Consider the following 17,787-nt stretch of genomic DNA (forward strand, 5'->3'; position numbering starts at 1 on the left):
GACTCACCTAGGGGCGCGGGGAACTGCGCGACCAGCCACACACGGCCCGCACCCCCCGAGCAACACAACCCCCCGAGCCCCTGGGCGAACCTCACCGCTCCGCCTTGGTCTTATAACCGCGCCCCCACTGAAGCCCCCACCCGTACAACCGATCCAGCTCCGCCTGGAACCCGTACACGAACTTCACCTCACGCCGCACGATGATCTCCCCCTTCACGTTCTCGATCATCACCACCGCGCACGACCGAGCCTGAGGATGCCGCTCATCGAGACCTATCTCGATCCGCGGCCCGTTGCTCGGATACAGCGTCACGCTCGCGTGGGTCCGGTCGAACGCCGGCGTCTGGTCGTAGATGTAGACGAACACCAGGATCCGCTTGATGGAGTCCCGGTGGTCGAGGTTGACGTAGACCGTCTCGCCGGACGCCGACCCGAACCGGTCGTCGCCGCTGAGCTTGACGTACGGCGGTGAGTTGACGTCCCCGAGGAGGCCGCCGAGGGGTTGCACGACGCCCTTGGAGCCGTCCGTGAGCTCGTACAGGCACCCCAGGTCGAGGTCGACGTTGACCATGCTCTGGCTGTGGCCCATGACCTCCGGCGGCTTGAGCGCCCGGAAAGGGTGCCGCAGCAGCGACTCGCGCTGGCTGCCACCGATGTCGGAGGTCCGCATCCGCCAGGCGAGGTTGATGCGCAGATGCCCGGTCGCCGCGCCTTGCTTGGTCAGGGACACCCGGTCGTGCCGTTTGGTCAGCTCGATCGCGTTGCTCGCCGCGCTGCCCGAGTCGAACTCGACCGCGCGTCCGGGCCAGAGTCCGTCCAAGAAGCCCATTACCGCCCCCACCTCACTGGCCGCCGCACTGCCGGCATCACTGTGTCAAAGACCGACGGGGCGGCGTCGAGGAGTCACCTCAATGCCGCCCCGCTCAGAGCGTTCCCTCAGCCCGAGGGGCGTCACACCCCGGACGAGACCTCAGTCTTCTCGTCCGAGCCCGTGTTTCCCTCGGCCGCCGCGAGTGCCTTGTTGCGGCGCACGGAGGACCAGAAGGACCAGGCGATGAGGACGACGCCGACGAGGCCGGTGATGACCTCGTTGATCTCGTACTGGATGGTGACCATGAGGATCACGGCCAGCGCGCCGATCGCGTAGTGCGCGCCGTGCTCCAGGTAGACGTAGTCGTCGAGGGTGCCCTGGCGGACCAGGTAGACCGTCAGCGACCGGACGTACATGGCGCCGATGCCGAGGCCGAGGGCCATCAGGACGATGTCGTTGGTGATGGCGAAGGCGCCGATGACACCGTCGAAGGAGAACGACGCGTCGAGGACTTCCAGGTAGAGGAACATGAAGAACGCGGCCTGGCCGGCGAGGACGACGGCGGGCTTCTTCTTGCCCGTGCGCGCGGCCTCTTCCTCTTCCTCGTGCTCCCGCTCCTCCTCTTCCTCGAGCTTGTCCTCGAAGTAGCCGGAGAGTCCGCCGACGACCATGTACGTGATCAGACCGGCGATGCCGGAGATCAGGACGGTCTGTGCCTTGTCGACATGGGCGCCACCGTGCTGGTGGGCGTGGGTGGCGAAGGTGAAGGCGGTGATGAGCAGGACGATCAGCGCGATGCAGACCGACAGCATGTCGACCTTGCCGAGCTTGGCGAGCGGGCGCTCGATCCAGCGCAGCCACTGGATGTCCCGGTCCTCGAAGATGAAGTCGAGGAAGATCATCAACAGGAACATGCCACCGAACGCGGCGATCGCCGGGTGGGCGTCGGTGACGAGTTCCTGGTAGTGATCCTTGTTGTTCAGGGCGAGGTCAACGGCCTCGATCGGGCCCATCTTGGCGCTGATCGCGACGATGACGACCGGGAACACCAGCCGCATGCCGAAGACCGCGATGAGCACACCGACGGTGAGGAAGATCTTCTGCCAGAAGGCACTCATCTTCTTCAGGATCCCGGCGTTGACCACCGCGTTGTCGAAGGACAGCGAGATCTCCAGGATCGAGAGGATCGCGACGATGCCGAAGGCCTCCCACCCCCCGTAGAAGACCGCTGCGACGAGGCCGAGCGCGGTGATCGCGAACGACCAGCCGAAGGTTTTCAGAACCACTGGCTACCCAATCCTTGTGTACGGGTCTCCCCCGCGCCGTACTCGGCTTTACGAAGACTTTGAAGCCGAAGTCTAGTCCCGAGCCCTTCGCCGCCCACCGGGGACCGGCTTTTGCTCATAACGCGTTATGAGACGTTGACCCCGAAGTCCAGGGCGATGCCCCGCAGGCCGGACGCGTACCCCTGTCCGACGGCCCGGAACTTCCACTCGCCGCCGTAGCGGTAGACCTCGCCGAAGATCATCGCGGTCTCGGTGGAGGCGTCCTCGGAGAGGTCGTAGCGGGCGAGCTCCTGGCCGTCGGCCTGGTTCACCACGCGGATGAAGGCGTTGCTGACCTGGCCGAAGGTCTGCCCGCGCTCGTCGGCCATGTGGATCGAGACCGGAAAGACGATCTTGTCGCACTGGGCCGGCACCTTGGAGAGGTCGATCAGGATCGACTCGTCGTCGCCGTCGCCCTCGCCGGTGAGGTTGTCGCCGGTGTGCTCCACCGAGCCGTCCGGGCTCTTGAGCTGGTTGTAGAAGATGAACCACTCGTCACCCATGACCCGTCCTCCGGCGCACAGCAGCGCGCTGGCGTCGAGGTCGAAGTCGGCTCCGGTGGTGGAGCGTGCGTCCCAGCCGAGACCGACCATCACCTGCGTGAGGTTGGGTGCGGCCTTGGACAGGGAGACGTTGCCCCCCTTGGCGAGCGTGACGCCCATGATGCTGGTCCTCCCCGTGTGCCTTTTTTGTTGTGGTGCGCGTCCGGCGCCGCACGCAAACCGTACGGCGCCGGATCCGGCAATGTCGTGTCCCGGAAGGTCACGACTCAGCCGTGGAACATTGCCGACGTCAGACGTTGACGCCGAAGTCCTGCGCGATGCCGCGCAGGCCCGAGGCGTAGCCCTGGCCGATGGCGCGGAACTTCCACTCCGCGCCGTGCCGGTACAGCTCACCGAAGACCATGGCGGTCTCGGTCGAGGCGTCCTCGGACAGGTCGTAGCGCGCGATCTCCGCCTCGCCGGCCTGGTTCACCACGCGGATGAACGCGTTGCGGACCTGGCCGAAGGACTGCTGGCGGTTCTCGGCGTCGTAGATCGAGACCGGGAACACGATCTTCTCGATGTCGGCCGGGACGGCCGCGAGGTTGACCTTGATCTGCTCGTCGTCGCCCTCGCCCTCACCGGTGATGTTGTCGCCGGTGTGCTCGACGGAGCCGTCGGGGCTCTTGAGGTTGTTGAAGAAGACGAAGTTGGCGTCGCTGCTGACCTTGCCGGAGCTGTTCAGCAGCAGCGCGCTGGCGTCGAGGTCGAAGTCCGTGCCGGTCGTGGTGCGGACGTCCCACCCCAGACCGACGATGACCGCGGTCAGGCCGGGGGCCTCCTTGGTCAGCGATACGTTGCCGCCCTTGCTGAGGCTGACTCCCACGAGTCCTCCATTGGTGTCCAGGGGCGGGGAGCCCCGCCATGCGTTTGGTACCGGATCAACGACTCGATCCTAGTGACGGGTTCCCGTGGCCCGCAGGCCTTGGAACCGAAGAATCACAGGGTGTCGAGCGCCTTGACGTACTCGTTCAGGTCACGGGCGTCGGGCAGCGCGTTGACGACGGTCCAGCGGACCACGCCCTCCTTGTCGATGACGAAGGTGCCGCGCACCGCGCAGCCCTTGTCCTCGGCGAAGACGCCGTAGGCGCGGGAGACCTCGCCGTGCGGCCAGAAGTCGCTCAGCAGCGGGTACTCCAGGCCCTCCTGCTCGGCGAAGACACGCAGGGTGTGGATGGAGTCGTTGGAGACGGCGAGCAGCTGGGTGTCGCGGTCGGAGAACTGCGGCAGGTTGTCGCGCAGCTCGCACAGCTCGCCGGTGCACACCCCGGTGAAGGCGAAGGGGTAGAAGAGCAGGACGACGTTCTTGCTGCCGCGGAAGTCGGACAGCTTCACGGTCGCACCGTGGTTGTCCTTGAGCTCGAAGTCGGGGGCCTTTTCGCCGACCTGGATCGCCATCGTCGTGAATCCCTTTCGGTGGGACTGGTGGGGACTGTTCGGGTGAGACCCACCCTACGCAGAGATCACGACATGCCGACGGACGGGCTGAGCACACGGGGTGGCTCAGCCCGTCCGGAACTACCGGTACTACCGGACGGAGGTCACCGCTTCGACTTGGCGCCCTTCGGGGTCACCAGACGGCTGCCGCTCCAGTCCTTGCCGACGCTGACGCTCTTGGAGGCGGAGAGCCCCGCCGTCGTCGCGGCTTCGGAGATGTCGCTGGGCTCGACGTAGCCGTCGCGGCCGGTCTTCGGCGTCAGCAGCAGGATCGAGCCACCCTCCTCGATGTACGTGGTGGCGTCCACCAGTACGTCGGTGAGGTCTCCGTCCTCGTCGCGGAACCACAGCACCACGGCGTCGGCGACGTCGTCGTACTCCTCGTCCATCAGCTCGCCGCCGATGACTTCCTCAATGGCCTCGCGGAGCTCCTGGTCGACGTCGTCGTCGTAGCCGATCTCCTGGACCACCTGCTCGGGCTGGAACCCCAGCCTTGCGGCAGGGTTCGTCCGCTCCTCCGCGTGGTCCGCGGTCGCGCTCACGGGTTGCCTCCTGATCATGTCTTCGGATGGGGGTCCCCCCAGGCCCGTCCAGGGCTCCGGGGGAAGACTCAGCCACGCGCGTGCGCGAAGCATTGGCCGTAGTCCACACGGGCGGGACGGATCGCGCAAGTACCCGGCCGTTCAGACCGCCGAAACGGTGACGTTCCGGAACGTGTCACCGCAACTCCAGGCACATCATCATGGCTCCACGGTGACGCATGCCACTCGTTTCCGCCCCCTATGTGCGTTTGGAAACCATACCTGGCTGCGCGCCTCTGGTTACCCCGCAGTAGAGATGACGTTTGGCGCCCCGAGGTACACGATGGGGAGCGGTGCAGACATACAGGAATACGGCCCTCTGACAGGTAAGGAACAGCGTGGCTTCCGGATCCGATCGCAACCCGATCATCATTGGCGGCCTTCCGAGTCAGGTTCCTGACTTCGACCCCGAGGAAACCCAGGAGTGGCTCGACTCCCTTGACGCCGCCGTCGACGAGCGCGGCCGGGAGCGGGCCCGCTATCTGATGCTGCGGCTGATCGAGCGGGCCCGCGAGAAGCGCGTGGCCGTGCCCGAGATGCGCAGCACGGACTACGTCAACACGATCGCCACCAAGGACGAGCCGTTCTTCCCCGGCAACGAGGAGATCGAGCGCAAGATCCTCAACGCGACCCGCTGGAACGCCGCGGTGATGGTGTCCAGGGCCCAGCGGCCCGGCATCGGCGTCGGCGGCCACATCGCCACGTTCGCCTCTTCGGCCTCGCTGTACGACGTGGGCTTCAACCACTTCTTCCGCGGCAAGGACGAGGGCGACGGCGGCGACCAGGTCTTCTTCCAGGGCCACGCCTCCCCGGGCATCTACGCGCGCGCGTACCTGCTGGACCGCCTCAGCGAGCAGAACCTCGACGCGTTCCGCCAGGAGAAGTCCAAGGCGCCGTACGGCCTGTCCTCGTACCCGCACCCGCGGCTCATGCCGGACTTCTGGGAGTTCCCGACCGTGTCGATGGGGCTCGGCCCGATCGGCGCGATCTACCAGGCGCGGATGAACCGGTACATGCACGCGCGCGGGATCGCCGACACGTCGAAGTCGCATGTGTGGGCGTTCCTCGGCGACGGCGAGATGGACGAGCCTGAGTCGCTCGGCCAGCTGACCATCGCCGCCCGCGAGGGCCTGGACAACCTGACCTTCGTCGTCAACTGCAACCTCCAGCGCCTGGACGGGCCGGTGCGCGGCAACGGCAAGGTCATCCAGGAGCTGGAGTCCGTCTTCCGCGGCGCCGGCTGGAACGTCATCAAGCTGGTCTGGGACCGCTCCTGGGACCCGCTGCTGGCCCAGGACCGCGACGGGGTGCTGGTCAACCGGATGAACACCACGCCGGACGGCCAGTACCAGACGTACGCCACCGAGTCCGGCGCGTACATCCGCGAGCACTTCTTCGGTGACGACCACCGGCTGCGCGCGATGGTCGAGAACATGACCGACGACCAGATCCTGCACCTGGGCCGCGGCGGTCACGACCACAAGAAGATCTTCGCGGCGTTCTCGGCGGCCAAGGCGCACAGGGGCCAGCCGACGGTGATCCTGGCCAAGACGGTCAAGGGCTGGACGCTGGGCCCGAACTTCGAGGGCCGCAACGCGACCCACCAGATGAAGAAGCTGACGGTCGACGACCTCAAGGGCTTCCGCGACCGGCTGCACCTGCCGATCTCCGACAAGGAGCTGGAGTCCGGCGCGCCGCCGTACTTCCACCCGGGCCGGAACTCGGAGGAGATCCAGTACATGCACGACCGCCGCAAGTCGCTGGGCGGTTACGTCCCCACGCGCGTGGTGCGCGCCAAGCCGCTCGCGCTGCCGGACGACAAGACGTACGCGACCGTGAAGAAGGGCTCGGGTCATCAGTCCATCGCGACGACGATGGCCTTTGTCCGGCTCCTCAAGGACCTCATGCGGGACAAGGAGCTCGGCAAGCGGTTCGTGCTGATCGCGCCGGACGAGTACCGCACGTTCGGCATGGACTCGTTCTTCCCGAGCGCGAAGATCTACAACCCGCTGGGCCAGCAGTACGAGTCGGTGGACCGCGATCTGCTGCTTGCCTACAAGGAGTCGCCGACGGGCCAGATGCTGCACGACGGCATCTCGGAGGCGGGCTGCACGGCGTCGCTGATCGCGGCGGGCTCGGCGTACGCGACGCACGGCGAGCCGCTGATCCCGGTCTACGTCTTCTACTCGATGTTCGGTTTCCAGCGCACCGGCGACCAGTTCTGGCAGATGTCCGACCAGTTGGCGCGCGGTTTCGTGCTGGGTGCGACCGCGGGGCGTACGACGCTGACCGGTGAGGGGCTGCAGCACGCGGACGGCCACTCGCAGCTGCTGGCTTCCACCAACCCGGGCTGTGTGGCGTACGACCCGGCGTACGGGTTCGAGATCGCGCACATCGTGCAGGACGGTCTGCGCCGGATGTACGGCCCCGAGGCCGAGGACGTCTTCTACTACCTCACCGTCTACAACGAGCCGATCCAGCACCCGGCCGAGCCCGAGAACGTGGACGTCGAGGGCATCCTCAAGGGCATCCACCGCTACAGCGAGGGCACTTCGGGCTCCATCCCGGCGCAGATCCTCGCGTCCGGTGTCGCGGTGCCGTGGGCGATCGAGGCGCAGAAGATCCTCGCCGAGGAGTGGAACGTCAAGGCGGACGTCTGGTCGGCGACCTCCTGGAACGAGCTGCGGCGCGAGGCGGTCGACGTCGAGCGGCACAACCTGCTGCACCCCGAGGAGGAGCAGCGGGTGCCGTACGTGACGCGGAAACTGTCGGGTGCGCAGGGGCCGTTCGTGGCGGTGTCCGACTGGATGCGGGCGGTGCCGGACCAGATCGCGCGGTGGGTGCCGGGCACGTACCAGTCGCTGGGCGCGGACGGGTTCGGCTTCGCGGACACCCGGGGTGCGGCCCGCCGGTTCTTCCACATCGACGCGCAGTCGATCGTGGTGGGCGTGCTGACGGAGCTCGCGAAGGAGGGCAAGGTCGACCGCTCGGCACTGAAGCAGGCGATCGACCGCTACCAGCTCCTGGACGTGGCGGCGGCCGACCCGGGCGCTGCGGGCGGCGACGCGTAGCACGCACGATGGTGCGCTGAAGTGCGCTGAAGGGCGGTGGGCCGAGCGGCTCCCCGCCCTTCTCGCGTCCCCGTTCCCCTTACCGCTTCTTTACGATGCGGTCATGAAGGATGAAACGGCGCAAGGGCGTTGGGAACACCTGACCCAGCGGCCCCTGATGGCGCTCGCGGTGCTGTTCGCCGTCGCCTATGCCGTGCCGATCGTGGACGACACGGCCGGCCATGAGCTGACGGCCATGTGCACGGGTGTCGAGTGGGTGGTGTGGGGGGCGTTCGCCGTCGACTACGTCGTACGGCTGTCGGTCTCGCGGGACCGTCGGGAGTTCGTACGACGACACTGGCTCGACCTGGGGGCGGTGGTACTGCCTCTCCTCCAGCCGCTGCGGTTGCTGCGGCTCGTCGCCACGCTGCTGTTGGTGCAGCGCAGGGCGCGGATGGCCTCGCAGATCCGGCTGACGACGTATGTCGCGGGGGCGGTGGTCGGCCTGCTGATGTTCGGGTCTCTGGCAGTCCTCTCGGTGGAGCGGGACTCACCGGACGGGAACATCCGCACGCTGGGTGACGCGGTGTGGTGGTCGTTCACGACGATGACGACGGTGGGGTACGGCGACCACGCCCCGACGACCGGCCTGGGCCGGGTGATCGCGGTCGGCCTGATGCTCTCCGGCATCGCCCTGCTCGGTGTCGTCACCGCGAACATCGCCGCGTGGTTCATCGCCCGCTTCGAGAAGGACGACGTGGAGGAACGCCGCCAGACGGAGGCGATCATGGCCTTGACGGAGGAGGTACGAGCGCTGCGCGCGCAGATCGCGGAGCTGCAACAGCAGCAGTCGGTCAGACCGTGAGGCGGGCCCCCGGCTCCTCGCGCCAGGGGCCCCTCCCCTCACTCCCCCGGCTAGAACATGCCGTTCCCCGGGGAAGCCGCTCCTGCCAGCCAGATGACTGCCAAGAGCGTGTCTATGGCGCCCAGTACGAAGGCGACCAGAGCCGTCACCGGGCGCGAGCCCGACCAAGTGCGGCCCATTGCCAGCCAACCGCAGACGATCGCGACCGGGCCGAGGATGATCCCCAGCACGAAGAATCCGGCGACCGCGCAGATACTGCCTCTCTGGGGGACACCCCCAGACCCCCGGCGATGATTCCGAGCGTCGCGCGATCCGGCCCGGTCCGTGACGCCCCCTCGGCGTGGGGCGGGAGGCGTCGCGCAGGGGCGGGCCCCCGGCTCCTCGCGCCAGGGGCCCCTCCCCTCACTCCCCCCGGCTAGAACATGCCGTTCCCCGGGGAAGCCGCTCCTGCCAGCCAGATGACTGCCAAGAGCGTGTCTATGGCGCCCAGTACAAAGGCGACCAGAGCCGTCACCGGGCGCGAGCCCGACCAAGTGCGGCCCATTGCCAGCCAACCGCAGACGACCGCGACCGGGCCGAGAATGATCCCCAGCACGAAGAATCCGGCGACCGCGCAGATGACTCCGATGATTCCGAGCGTCGCGCGATCCGGCCCGGTCCGTGACCACGTCCGGCCACGTGAGCGGGGGTACCTGCGCGTTCCATGTCCGAAGCCCGCCATCATCAACTCCTTGAACCCCTAGGCAAGTTGGGTTCGATGACTGGCGAGTACCCCCGTTGGCCCTTCTAATCCTCCGGTCTTGCGGCGCGCCGCCCCCCTCCGGCAGCGCGCCGCAACGCCGGTCACCCGTCCCGCACTTGCCTGAGGAACATGCCGTACCGGAGGGCTTCACCTACTGTGACGTGTGGTGCGTGCCGGGAGCGAGGAATCTTTAGCGTCTTCACCCTGATGAGGGAAGTTCCTTTGGATTCCCTCGGATGAGTTGCCTCAGATGTGGCCTACGCCCGCGCCCGCCTCCGCGTTCGCGCCCCGCTTCGTCAGCAGCGCCACGAAGATCGCGACGGCGGCCACGCCCGCGGCGACCAGCGACGCCAGGCTCATGCCCGAGATGAACGTGTCGTGCGCGACGTCGGTGATCTTCGCGGCGATCGCCTCCGGCGTGCCCTTGGCGATCGGCGGCACGCCGACCTGGACCGCCTCGGAGGCCTGCGCCTGCTGGGCGGGCGTGAGCGCCGGCAAGCCGGCGGCCTTCCAGTTGCCGGCCAGGTCGCTGTCGACCTTGGAGGCCATCACGGCACCGAGCACCGCCGTACCGAGGCTGCCGCCGATCTGCATCGCCGCCTGCTGGAGACCACCGGCGACACCGGACAGCTCCAGCGGCGCGTTGCCGACGATGACCTCGGTCGCGCCGACCATGACCGGGGCGAGACCCAGACCCAGCAGAGCGAACCAGAGGGACATCACCGCGCTGCCGGTGCCCGTGTCCAGCGTCGACATGCCGTACATCGCGATCGCGGTGGCGGCCATACCGCCGGCCAGCGGGACGCGCGGGCCGAGCTTGGTGATCATCACGCCCGCCAACGGGGAGCCGACGATCATCATGCCGGTGAGCGGCAGGAGGTGCAGACCCGCGTCGATCGGGCCCATGCCGTGCACGTTCTGCAGGTAGAACGTCACGAAGAACAGGCCGCCCAGGAAGGCGATGGCCATCAGGACCATCAGCACCACGCCCGCGGACAGGGCCACGGACCGGAACAGGCCCAGCGGGATCAGCGGCTCCTTCACCCTGGTCTCCCAGAAGGCGAAGAGCGCGAAGCCCAGCACGGACGCGCCGATGAACGCCCACGTCCTGCCGTCGCCCCAGCCCCACTCCGGGGCCTTGATCAGGGCCCAGACCAGGCAGAACATCGCACCCGACAGCAGCGCGATGCCGAGCAGGTCGAAGGAGCGCGGGGCGTTCTCCGCGCGGTGGTCGAGGAGGATCACCGCGCCGAGGACGAGGGCGATGATGCCCACCGGCACGTTGATGAAGAACACCGACTGCCAGTTGACGTGCTCGACCAGGACGCCGCCGAGGATCGGGCCGCCCGCGGTGGAGGCGCCGATGACCATGCCCCAGATGCCGATGGCCATGTTGAGCTTCTCGGCCGGGAAGGTCGCCCGCAGCAGTCCGAGCGCGGCCGGCATCAGCAGCGCGCCGAACAGGCCCTGGAGGACGCGGAAGGTGACGACCGCGCCGATGCTGCTGGACAGCCCGATGGCACCGGACGCGGCGGCGAAGCCGACGACGCCGATGAGGAAGGTCTGGCGGTGGCCGAAGCGGTCACCGAGCTTGCCCGCGGTGATCAGGGCGACCGCGAGGGCCAGGAAGTACCCGTTGGTGATCCACTGCACCTGGGCGAAGGTGGCGCCGAGGTCCTTCTGGATGGCCGGGTTGGCGATGGCCACGATGGTGCCGTCGAGGGCGACCATCATGACGCCGACGGCCACGGTTATGAGGGTGAACCAAGGGTGGCCGCGCAGCCCGGCCGGGGCCGGGCCCGACGGGGAGGCCGACGCCTCGTCCCCCGGCCCCGTCTTGTCGAGCGTGGTCTGACTAGTCATGCCCCGAGGCTAGTGACAGCCACTGACAATTGACAAAGCAATTCACAAGCCGGTAACTGACACAGCATGGAAAACCTGCGCGAACGCAAGAAGCAGCGCACCCGTGAGGCCCTGCTGCGCGCCTCCCTCGAACTGTTCACCACGCGCGGGTACGAGCGGACGACCGTCGACGACGTCGTCGCCGTCGTCGACGTCTCGCAGCGCACCTTCTTCCGCTACTTCGCAGGCAAGGAGGAGGCCGCCCTCGCCGTCGTGGGGCTGGCGGCGGCCCACTTCGTCGACGCGGTGCGCGCCCGGCCGCCGCACGAGGCGCCGTGGGAGGCCCTGCGGCAGGCGGTCGTGGAGGGCTGGGACTCGCTCAACGACGTCATCGAGACCGTCGTACCGGTCGAGCTGTACCTGCGGATGTACCAGGTCATCGAGTCGACGCCGGTGCTGCTCGCGGCCCATCTGCGGCGCTCCATGGAGATCGAGGAGGCGCTCGCGCGGATCATCGCCGAGCGCGAGGGGCTCGACGTGGCGGCGGACCCGCGGCCACGGCTCGTGGTGGCCGTCTTCAGCGGCGTGATGCGGATGACCGAGCGGCAGTGGAGCACCGGCGCGGACTACGGTCTGGACGCGATGCGGTCGCTCACCGTCTCGTATCTCGAACAGGTGGGCCCGGCACTGGCGGGCGACTGGCGAACAAACTGAGGTCATCGTCACGACCGACGAAACGTGATCCCTGTCACTCGGTTAACGCGAGACCCTCTCGTTCTCCTAGTGTGTCCTTTCAGTGACTTCCTTCGACACCTCTCCCCAACTGAACGTCTGGCGCGCACTGCTCGCGCTGGCCGTGGTGTTCGTGATGCTGGCGACCACCGGGTGGACCGCACTCAAGGGTGACCGGCCCACCACCCCGCTCCAGGCGTCGCTCAGCGCCTGGGAGCACGGTCGCATCGCGGGACACCACCTCCCCGACCCGGACGCCTCCCCCGCCCGGCTCGCCGTCTTCTTCGCCTCGCTCACCGCTCAGCAGCGCGGCAAGCTCGCCCACCGCTACCCGCTCGCGGTCGGCAACATGAACGGCGCCCCCGTCGAGCTGCGCTACCGCGCCAACCGCGTCGCGCTCGGCCAGGCCCGCAAGACCGAGCTGAAACGCATGCACGACAGCCGCCTGTCCCCGGACGGGCAACGCGACGCAGGCCGCCGTATGCACCGCTACGAGGCGCTGTTGAGCGACGAGCGGCACATCCTCGCCTTCGACCCGGAGGGCTCGGGCCGGGTCGCCGAGGTCTTCGGCGACCTGACCGAGGCGGAGCGGATCTCGGTCGTCGTCCCCGGCGTCGACACCGACCTGCTCACCTTCCAGCGCACCTACCGCAAGTACTCGGCCCCGGTCGGCATGGCCAAGTCCCTGTACGCGGCCGAGAAGGCGGCGAGCCCCTCGGTCCGTACGGCCGTGATCGCCTGGGCCGACTACACCGCGCCCGGCGGGATCGGCCTCGACTCGGCGACCGGCGTACGGGCCGCGGAAGGGGCGATCCGGTTGAACGCGCTGGTGCGCGCGCTGCCCGGCAGTGCCCCCGTCTCCTTGTTCTGCCACAGCTACGGCTCAGTGGTCTGCGGGGTCGCCGCGCGCGAACTTCCGGAGCGGGTGGCCGACATCGCGGTGGCCGGCAGTCCGGGGATGCGGGTCGAGAAGGCCTCCCATCTGCACACCTCGGCGCAGGTGTGGGCGATGCGGGACGCGGACGACTGGATCCAGGACGTGCCGTACCTGGAGCTCGGTGGTCTGGGGCATGGAGCCGATCCGGTGTCCTCCGCGTTCGGGGCCCGGGTGCTGTCGGCGGCGGACGCGAAGGGGCACAGCGGCTATTTCGAGCCGGGTACCGAGAGCCTGCTGAACTTCGCCGAGATCGGCGTCGGCGCATACCGCTCGGTGCACTGCTCCGACAACGACAAGGCGTGCCGGGCCGGTTTGTCCGGCGCCACGACGGACGGACGCGCGTAGAGGCGCAGGAATTGCGGTCTGCGCAGGGAGGCGACGGAGGAGCTCGTGCCGCATACGATGAGCCGCATGGGTGACGTACTGGCCGGATTTCATGCTGCCTGGGAGTTCGAGTCCGACTCTGTGCTCATCCGTTACGAACGAGGTATCCGAACACCCAAGCTGTTCCAGGCCCTGGGTGAGCGCCGGATTCCGCTGCGGGCCCTGTCCGGGGTGACCCTCACCCCCGGCAAGCGCGGCACGGTCGTCCTGCGGGCCGAGCCCAGGCCGGGCGCGGACCCTCTCATGGAGGCGGCGGCCGGGCAGTTGAAGGAAGGGTGCGACCCGTACCGGCTGGTGCTGCCGGCCGAGCGGGAGACGCTCGCCGAGTACTACGCCGACGAGCTGCGGGCGCAGCTGACGCCGGGCGACGAACCGGCGGAGCGGTTCCTGGTGCCGGCGCCCGAGGCGCCGTTGTCCTTCAAGGCGTACGACGGGAAGGCGTCCTTCGACGGGAAGACCGTGTTCTTCCGGTGGTTCTGGACGGGGGCGTCGTCGGCGAAGTGGAAGGCGGGCGACCAGAGTTTCGCCGTGTCCCGGCTGAGCGGGGTGGAGTGGCGGTCGCCGGAGGTGTTCGAGGGGCATCTACGGCTGCTGCGGAGTGACGTGGCGTCGCCCGCGCAGGCTGATCAGGATCCGGCGGCGGTGGTGTTCGGGCTGGGGTACGGGCCGGTTCATGAGTCGTTGCCGTTCGCCGCGGCGGTGTTGGCGGCGGTCCGCGAGCGCGGGGCTGTGGCAGCGGTGCCGGCCGCCGCGCCGAGGCGCGATCCGGCCGACATCGCTGAGCGGATTCGCCATCTGGGAGAGCTGCATCAGGCCGGGTTGGTCACTGATGAGGAGTTCTCTGTGAAGAAGGCGGAGTTGTTGGCTGAGTTGTGAGGCAGTTCGTCGGGTGCGGGTGGTTCGTGGCTGGTCGCGCAGTTCCCCGCACCCCTGAAAGCCTCTCTACTCACGGCCTGCAGAAGTGAACGTCATGTCCGCGTAGCGGTCGCCCGCCACCTTCTGGGCGATCGGCTCCAGCAACGCCAGGTCCGCCTCCGTCAGTTCGATGCTCACCGCGCCTACGTTCTCCTCCACCCGGCTCGCCTTCCGCGTGCCCGGGATCGGGATCACCGGCAGGTTGTGCACCTGGGCCTGCTGGTGGACCCAGGCCAGCGCCACCTGGCCGAGTGAGGCGCCGTGTGTCTCGGCCACCGTGCGGATCGGTTCCAGGAGGGCCACGTTCGATGCCGCGTTCTCGCCCGTGAAGCGGGGCTGCTGGCGGCGGAAGTCGCCGGCGGTGAGGTCCTTCTCGGCGTTGGCGAAGGAGCCGGTGAGGAAGCCGCGGCCGAGCGGGGAGTAGGGGACCAGGGTGACGCCGAGGTCGCGGGCGGTCGGGACCACGCCGGACTCGATGTCGCGGCTGAAGAGGGACCACTCCGACTGCACGGCGGCGATGGGGTGGACGCCCTGGGCCGCCCGCAGCTCGGTGCCGGTGACCTCGCTCAGGCCCAGGTGCTTGACCTTGCCCTCGCGGACCAGCTCGGCCATGACACCGACGCTCTCCTCGATGGGGACGTTCACGTCGCGCCGGTGCATGTAGTAGAGGTCGATGACGTCGACGTCGAGGCGCTTGAGGCTGGCCTCGACGGCCTGGCGGATGTAGGGCGGGTCGTTGCGGATGATGCGCCGGGTCGGGTCGTCCGGCGGGACCGTCAGGGCGAACTTGGTGGCGATCACCAGTTCGTCGCGGTGGGCCTTGAAGAACGGGGAGAGGAACTTCTCGTTCTCGCCGGCGCCGTAGGCGTCCGCCGTGTCGTAGAGCGTGACGCCCAGTTCCAGGGCGCGTTCCAGGGTGGCGCGCGACTCGCCCGCGTCGGCGGGGCCGTAGGCGAAGCTCATGCCCATGCAGCCCAGGCCCTGTACTCCCACCTCGGGGCCGTCGGCGCCCAGTCGTGCGGTGGGGATCGTGCGGTCGGTCATCCGGCTTTCTCCGTTTCGTAGCTGCGACCGGCATCGGCGTAGAAGCTGATCTTCCGGTCGAGGACGGCGAGCGTGTCCTGGAGTTCCGCGATCCGGGACAGCACGTCCCGCCGGGTCGTCTCCAGGAGCTCGTACCGTTCGGTGAATGTGTGGTCGCCCTCGCGCACCAGTTCCGCGTACCGCACCATGTCGGCGACCGGCATGCCGGTGAGCCGGAGCTTGCCGACGAGGTCGAGCCAGTCCAGGTCGCGGTTGCTGTACCGGCGCTGGCCGGTGTGCGAGCGGTCGATGTGCGGCATCAGGCCGATGCGCTCGTACCAGCGCAGGGTGTGCGCGGACAGTCCGGTAAAGGCGACGACTTCGCTGATCGTGTAGCTGTCCTGGCCCTCGGGGCGCCGATGCGGGTGCGGCGGGGCGGCGCAGCTGTCGGTCCTGGTACCCGTGGTCGTGGTCTCCATCACCGTCATGTCCCCCACGCTAAAACCTTGGAGTGCACTCCAAGCAAGCGGAACGGGTAAGAAATCCGCAGGACGGGACGGGGGCGCGCTGACTAGCGTGCGGGGCATGAGTCTCGTACGACGTGCTGAGCCCCAGGATGCCGCTGAAGTGCTGCGGCTGCGCCAGGTGATGATCGACTCGATGGCCGACGCCGACCCGTCCACAGCGTGGCACACGGAGTCGCTGCCGGTCCTCAAGGCCCGGCTTGCGGAGCCGGACGGGGACTTCGCCGCCTTCGTCGTCGACCACCCCGAGCGGCCCGGGGCCCTGGCGGCGCTGGTGTGCGGGACGGTCGACTACCGGATCGGCAAGGCCGGGAACCCGCAGGGTGTCGTCGGTTTCGTCTTCAGCGTCGCCACCGACCCGGGCGCCCGGCGACGGGGCTACGCGCGGGCCGGCATGACCGCGCTGCTGGAGTGGTTCCGCGAGCGCGGCGTCCGCCGCGTCCAGCTCACCGCGTCCACCGAGGCCAGGACGCTGTACGACTCCCTCGGCTTCCTGCCCAAGCCGGACCCCTTGCTGGAGCTGGCGCTGTGACGGCTTAGGCTCGACGGCATGTCGCTGAAGAGCCTCGCGTTGATCGAGAACTGGCCGGTTCCCACCGCCACGGCGGGTGTCGTACGGGCCGACGGTTCGGTCCTCGGCACCCACGGGCCCGTCGACCGGCGTTTCCCGCTGGCCTCGGTCACCAAGCCGCTCGCGGCGTACGCGGCGCTCGTCGCGTACGAGGAGGGCGCGATCGAGCTCGACGAGCCGGCGGGGCCCGCCGGGTCGACGGTCCGGCATCTGCTCGCCCACACCTCGGGGCTGGCCTTCGACGAGCACAAGGTGACCGCGCCTCCCGGTGAGCGCCGGCTGTACTCCAACGCCGGGTTCGAGCAGCTCGGCGACCACATCGCGAAGGCCACGGACATCCCCTTCGCCGAGTATCTGCGGCAGGCGGTGCTGGAGCCGCTGGGCATGACGGGGACGAGCCTGGAGGGCTCTCCCGCCAAGGACGGCGTCTCGACGGTCGAGGACCTCCTGCGTTTCGCGGCCGAGGTGCAGGCGCCCCGGCTGCTCGACCCCGGCACGGTCGCCGACGCGATGACCGTCCAATACCCGGGCACGAAGGGGGTCCTGCCGGGCTACGGCCACCAGAACCCCAACGACTGGGGCCTCGGCTTCGAGATCCGCGACTCCAAGTCCCCCCACTGGACGGGCTCTTCGTCCTCACCGCGCACCTTCGGGCACTTCGGTCAGTCCGGTACGTTCCTGTGGATCGACCCGGACGCGGGCGCGGCCTGCGTGGCGCTGACGGACCGGGCGTTCGGCCCGTGGGCGGTGGAGGCGTGGCCGCCGTTCACGGACGCGGTGCTCGCCGAACTCCGCTAGGCCATCTCCCACACGAGCAGCTCGGCCCGCGTCAGCGCCACCGCCTCCACGTCCTCGGCGTCGGTGATCCGGGCCGCGTCGCCGGGGCCCAACTCCGCTCCGCCCAGCCGGACTTCACCGCGCACGACATGGACGTACACATACCGCCCGTCCGGCACGGCCGTCCGCTCCCCCGCCGCGAGGCGCCGTACGTGGAGCATCGCGGCGGCCTCCGGGACGGCGTACGGGGTGGAGTCGGCGATGCCGTGGACGATCTCGTAGGCGGGGTCGCCGCCCGGCTCCCGTGGGGCCAGCCACATCTGGAGGAAGGTCAGGGGCCGGTCCCCGTCGTTGCGCTCCACGTGCCGCACGCCACCGGCGGAACTCAGCCGCTGCACGTCCCCGGCACGGACCTTCGTCTCGTGCCCCGCCGTGTCGCGATGCGTGAGCTCGCCCTCCACCACCCACGTCACGATCTCGGTGTGGCTGTGCGGATGCTCGTCGAACCCGGCGCCGGGGGCGAGCCGCTCCTCGTTGCAGGCGATCATCGCGCCGAAGCGGAGGTTGTCCGGGTCGTAGTGCGCCCCGAAGGAGAAGGCGTGGAACGACTCGATCCCACCCGCCGGATCGCCCCCCGGACAACGCTCACCAGCACGCCGCACATCCATCACGAGCCCCACCGTAGACCCCGCCAGCGCATGCTCCCGTCCGGATAAGGCAGTCTTGTCC

18 protein-coding genes and 1 pseudogene are annotated in these 17,787 nt (G+C 68.8%); 7 read left to right on the forward strand and 12 right to left on the reverse strand.

The features are described 5' to 3' along the window. Nucleotides 1-91: 91 nt before the first annotated feature. The 6 genes from CRP56_RS13150 to CRP56_RS13175 all read right to left on the reverse strand — a co-directional run bounded on the left by CRP56_RS13150 (nt 92) and on the right by CRP56_RS13175 (nt 4,657). Entirely contained in the window at nt 92-829 is a 738-nt protein-coding gene (locus CRP56_RS13150) for a TerD family protein (RefSeq protein WP_097263564.1), read from the reverse strand. Nucleotides 830-951: 122 nt separating this feature from the next. Continuing rightward, nucleotides 952-2,097 carry a DUF475 domain-containing protein gene (locus tag CRP56_RS13155; RefSeq protein WP_097263568.1) on the reverse strand — a complete coding sequence of 382 codons (1,146 nt, stop codon included), beginning with the start codon at nt 2,095-2,097 and terminating at the stop codon, nt 952-954. 125 nt (nt 2,098-2,222) lie between these two features. After that, nucleotides 2,223-2,798, reverse strand: a complete 576-nt coding sequence (locus CRP56_RS13160) for a TerD family protein (RefSeq protein ID WP_059191512.1) — start codon at nt 2,796-2,798, stop codon at nt 2,223-2,225. 130 nt (nt 2,799-2,928) lie between these two features. Then, on the reverse strand, nt 2,929-3,504 hold the full coding sequence (locus CRP56_RS13165) for a calcium homeostasis/redox stress adaptation protein (RefSeq protein ID WP_059191513.1): 576 nt from the start codon (nt 3,502-3,504) through the stop codon (nt 2,929-2,931). Between the two features lie 113 nt (nt 3,505-3,617). Beyond that, nucleotides 3,618-4,076 carry a peroxiredoxin gene (locus tag CRP56_RS13170; protein ID WP_079309780.1) on the reverse strand — a complete coding sequence of 153 codons (459 nt, stop codon included), beginning with the start codon at nt 4,074-4,076 and terminating at the stop codon, nt 3,618-3,620. A 143-nt stretch (nt 4,077-4,219) separates the two neighbouring features. Further along, nucleotides 4,220-4,657, reverse strand: coding sequence for a DUF3052 domain-containing protein (locus CRP56_RS13175; RefSeq protein ID WP_059191515.1), 438 nt, complete (start codon nt 4,655-4,657; stop codon nt 4,220-4,222). A 377-nt stretch (nt 4,658-5,034) separates the two neighbouring features. Here CRP56_RS13175 and aceE point away from each other — a divergent pair, with 377 nt between their 5' ends. After that, nucleotides 5,035-7,767, forward strand: coding sequence for a pyruvate dehydrogenase (acetyl-transferring), homodimeric type (gene aceE, locus CRP56_RS13180; RefSeq protein ID WP_097263573.1), 2,733 nt, complete (start codon nt 5,035-5,037; stop codon nt 7,765-7,767). 103 nt (nt 7,768-7,870) lie between these two features. Then, on the forward strand, nt 7,871-8,611 hold the full coding sequence (locus CRP56_RS13185) for a potassium channel family protein (RefSeq protein ID WP_097263576.1): 741 nt from the start codon (nt 7,871-7,873) through the stop codon (nt 8,609-8,611). A 50-nt stretch (nt 8,612-8,661) separates the two neighbouring features. On the opposite strand, the pseudogene CRP56_RS48340 reads toward CRP56_RS13185, so the two are convergent. The 3 genes and pseudogenes from CRP56_RS48340 to CRP56_RS13200 form a co-directional block, all read right to left on the reverse strand. Then, a pseudogene (locus CRP56_RS48340) lies at nt 8,662-9,017 on the reverse strand (small hydrophobic protein). Between the two features lie 9 nt (nt 9,018-9,026). Then, nucleotides 9,027-9,335 carry a small hydrophobic protein gene (locus tag CRP56_RS48345; RefSeq protein WP_097263579.1) on the reverse strand — a complete coding sequence of 103 codons (309 nt, stop codon included), beginning with the start codon at nt 9,333-9,335 and terminating at the stop codon, nt 9,027-9,029. 264 nt (nt 9,336-9,599) lie between these two features. Continuing rightward, nucleotides 9,600-11,216: a DHA2 family efflux MFS transporter permease subunit gene (locus tag CRP56_RS13200; protein ID WP_097263581.1), complete on the reverse strand. Its 1,617-nt coding sequence runs from the start codon at nt 11,214-11,216 to the stop codon at nt 9,600-9,602. A 66-nt stretch (nt 11,217-11,282) separates the two neighbouring features. Between CRP56_RS13200 and CRP56_RS13205 the strand changes: the two genes are divergently transcribed. From CRP56_RS13205 to CRP56_RS13215, 3 genes are all read left to right on the forward strand, one after another. Beyond that, nucleotides 11,283-11,909, forward strand: a complete 627-nt coding sequence (locus tag CRP56_RS13205) for a TetR family transcriptional regulator (protein WP_097263584.1) — start codon at nt 11,283-11,285, stop codon at nt 11,907-11,909. A gap of 82 nt (nt 11,910-11,991) precedes the next feature. After that, a complete protein-coding gene (locus CRP56_RS13210) occupies nt 11,992-13,209 on the forward strand; it encodes an alpha/beta hydrolase (protein WP_097263587.1) in 1,218 nt (405 codons plus the stop codon). A gap of 57 nt (nt 13,210-13,266) precedes the next feature. Continuing rightward, nucleotides 13,267-14,124: a DUF4429 domain-containing protein gene (locus tag CRP56_RS13215; RefSeq protein WP_097273999.1), complete on the forward strand. Its 858-nt coding sequence runs from the start codon at nt 13,267-13,269 to the stop codon at nt 14,122-14,124. Between the two features lie 66 nt (nt 14,125-14,190). Here CRP56_RS13215 and CRP56_RS13220 read toward each other — a convergent pair whose 3' ends face one another. Both CRP56_RS13220 and CRP56_RS13225 read right to left on the reverse strand, forming a co-directional pair. After that, a complete protein-coding gene (locus CRP56_RS13220) occupies nt 14,191-15,207 on the reverse strand; it encodes an aldo/keto reductase (RefSeq protein ID WP_097263590.1) in 1,017 nt (338 codons plus the stop codon). After that, entirely contained in the window at nt 15,204-15,674 is a 471-nt protein-coding gene (locus CRP56_RS13225; RefSeq protein ID WP_179851005.1) for a MerR family transcriptional regulator, read from the reverse strand. Before CRP56_RS13225 ends, CRP56_RS13220 begins: the two co-directional genes overlap by 4 nt. A 97-nt stretch (nt 15,675-15,771) precedes the next feature. Here CRP56_RS13225 and CRP56_RS13230 point away from each other — a divergent pair, with 97 nt between their 5' ends. Further along, nucleotides 15,772-16,242 (forward strand): GNAT family N-acetyltransferase, encoded by a 471-nt coding sequence (locus CRP56_RS13230; RefSeq protein WP_097274001.1) that lies wholly within the window; start codon nt 15,772-15,774, stop codon nt 16,240-16,242. An 18-nt stretch (nt 16,243-16,260) separates the two neighbouring features. Continuing rightward, nucleotides 16,261-17,079 (forward strand): serine hydrolase domain-containing protein, encoded by an 819-nt coding sequence (locus CRP56_RS13235; protein WP_097263596.1) that lies wholly within the window; start codon nt 16,261-16,263, stop codon nt 17,077-17,079. Here CRP56_RS13235 and CRP56_RS13240 read toward each other — a convergent pair. Continuing rightward, on the reverse strand, nt 17,076-17,726 hold the full coding sequence (locus CRP56_RS13240) for a pirin family protein (RefSeq protein ID WP_097263599.1): 651 nt from the start codon (nt 17,724-17,726) through the stop codon (nt 17,076-17,078). The genes CRP56_RS13235 and CRP56_RS13240 overlap by 4 nt on opposite strands. Between the last annotated feature and the right edge of the window lie 61 nt (nt 17,727-17,787).

Origin of the sequence: Streptomyces sp. TLI_55 (assembly GCF_900206255.1) — a bacterium.
Classification (GTDB): Bacteria; Actinomycetota; Actinomycetes; order Streptomycetales; family Streptomycetaceae; genus Streptomyces; species Streptomyces aquilus.

Bases quoted from the DNA above. Each gene is read 5' to 3' on its own strand.
- CRP56_RS13150 (WP_097263564.1), bottom strand. From the start codon at position 829: ATGGGCTTCTTGGACGGACTCTGGCCCGGACGCGCGGTCGAGTTCGAC.
- CRP56_RS13160 (WP_059191512.1), bottom strand. From the start codon at position 2,798: ATGGGCGTCACGCTCGCCAAGGGGGGCAACGTCTCCCTGTCCAAGGCC.
- CRP56_RS13170 (WP_079309780.1), bottom strand. From the start codon at position 4,076: ATGGCGATCCAGGTCGGCGAAAAGGCCCCCGACTTCGAGCTCAAGGAC.
- CRP56_RS13185 (WP_097263576.1), top strand. From the start codon at position 7,871: ATGAAGGATGAAACGGCGCAAGGGCGTTGGGAACACCTGACCCAGCGG.
- CRP56_RS48345 (WP_097263579.1), bottom strand. From the start codon at position 9,335: ATGATGGCGGGCTTCGGACATGGAACGCGCAGGTACCCCCGCTCACGT.
- CRP56_RS13200 (WP_097263581.1), bottom strand. From the start codon at position 11,216: ATGACTAGTCAGACCACGCTCGACAAGACGGGGCCGGGGGACGAGGCG.
- CRP56_RS13205 (WP_097263584.1), top strand. From the start codon at position 11,283: ATGGAAAACCTGCGCGAACGCAAGAAGCAGCGCACCCGTGAGGCCCTG.
- CRP56_RS13215 (WP_097273999.1), top strand. From the start codon at position 13,267: ATGAGCCGCATGGGTGACGTACTGGCCGGATTTCATGCTGCCTGGGAG.
- CRP56_RS13220 (WP_097263590.1), bottom strand. From the start codon at position 15,207: ATGACCGACCGCACGATCCCCACCGCACGACTGGGCGCCGACGGCCCC.
- CRP56_RS13225 (WP_179851005.1), bottom strand. From the start codon at position 15,674: ATGACGGTGATGGAGACCACGACCACGGGTACCAGGACCGACAGCTGC.
- CRP56_RS13230 (WP_097274001.1), top strand. From the start codon at position 15,772: ATGAGTCTCGTACGACGTGCTGAGCCCCAGGATGCCGCTGAAGTGCTG.
- CRP56_RS13235 (WP_097263596.1), top strand. From the start codon at position 16,261: ATGTCGCTGAAGAGCCTCGCGTTGATCGAGAACTGGCCGGTTCCCACC.
- CRP56_RS13240 (WP_097263599.1), bottom strand. From the start codon at position 17,726: ATGGATGTGCGGCGTGCTGGTGAGCGTTGTCCGGGGGGCGATCCGGCG.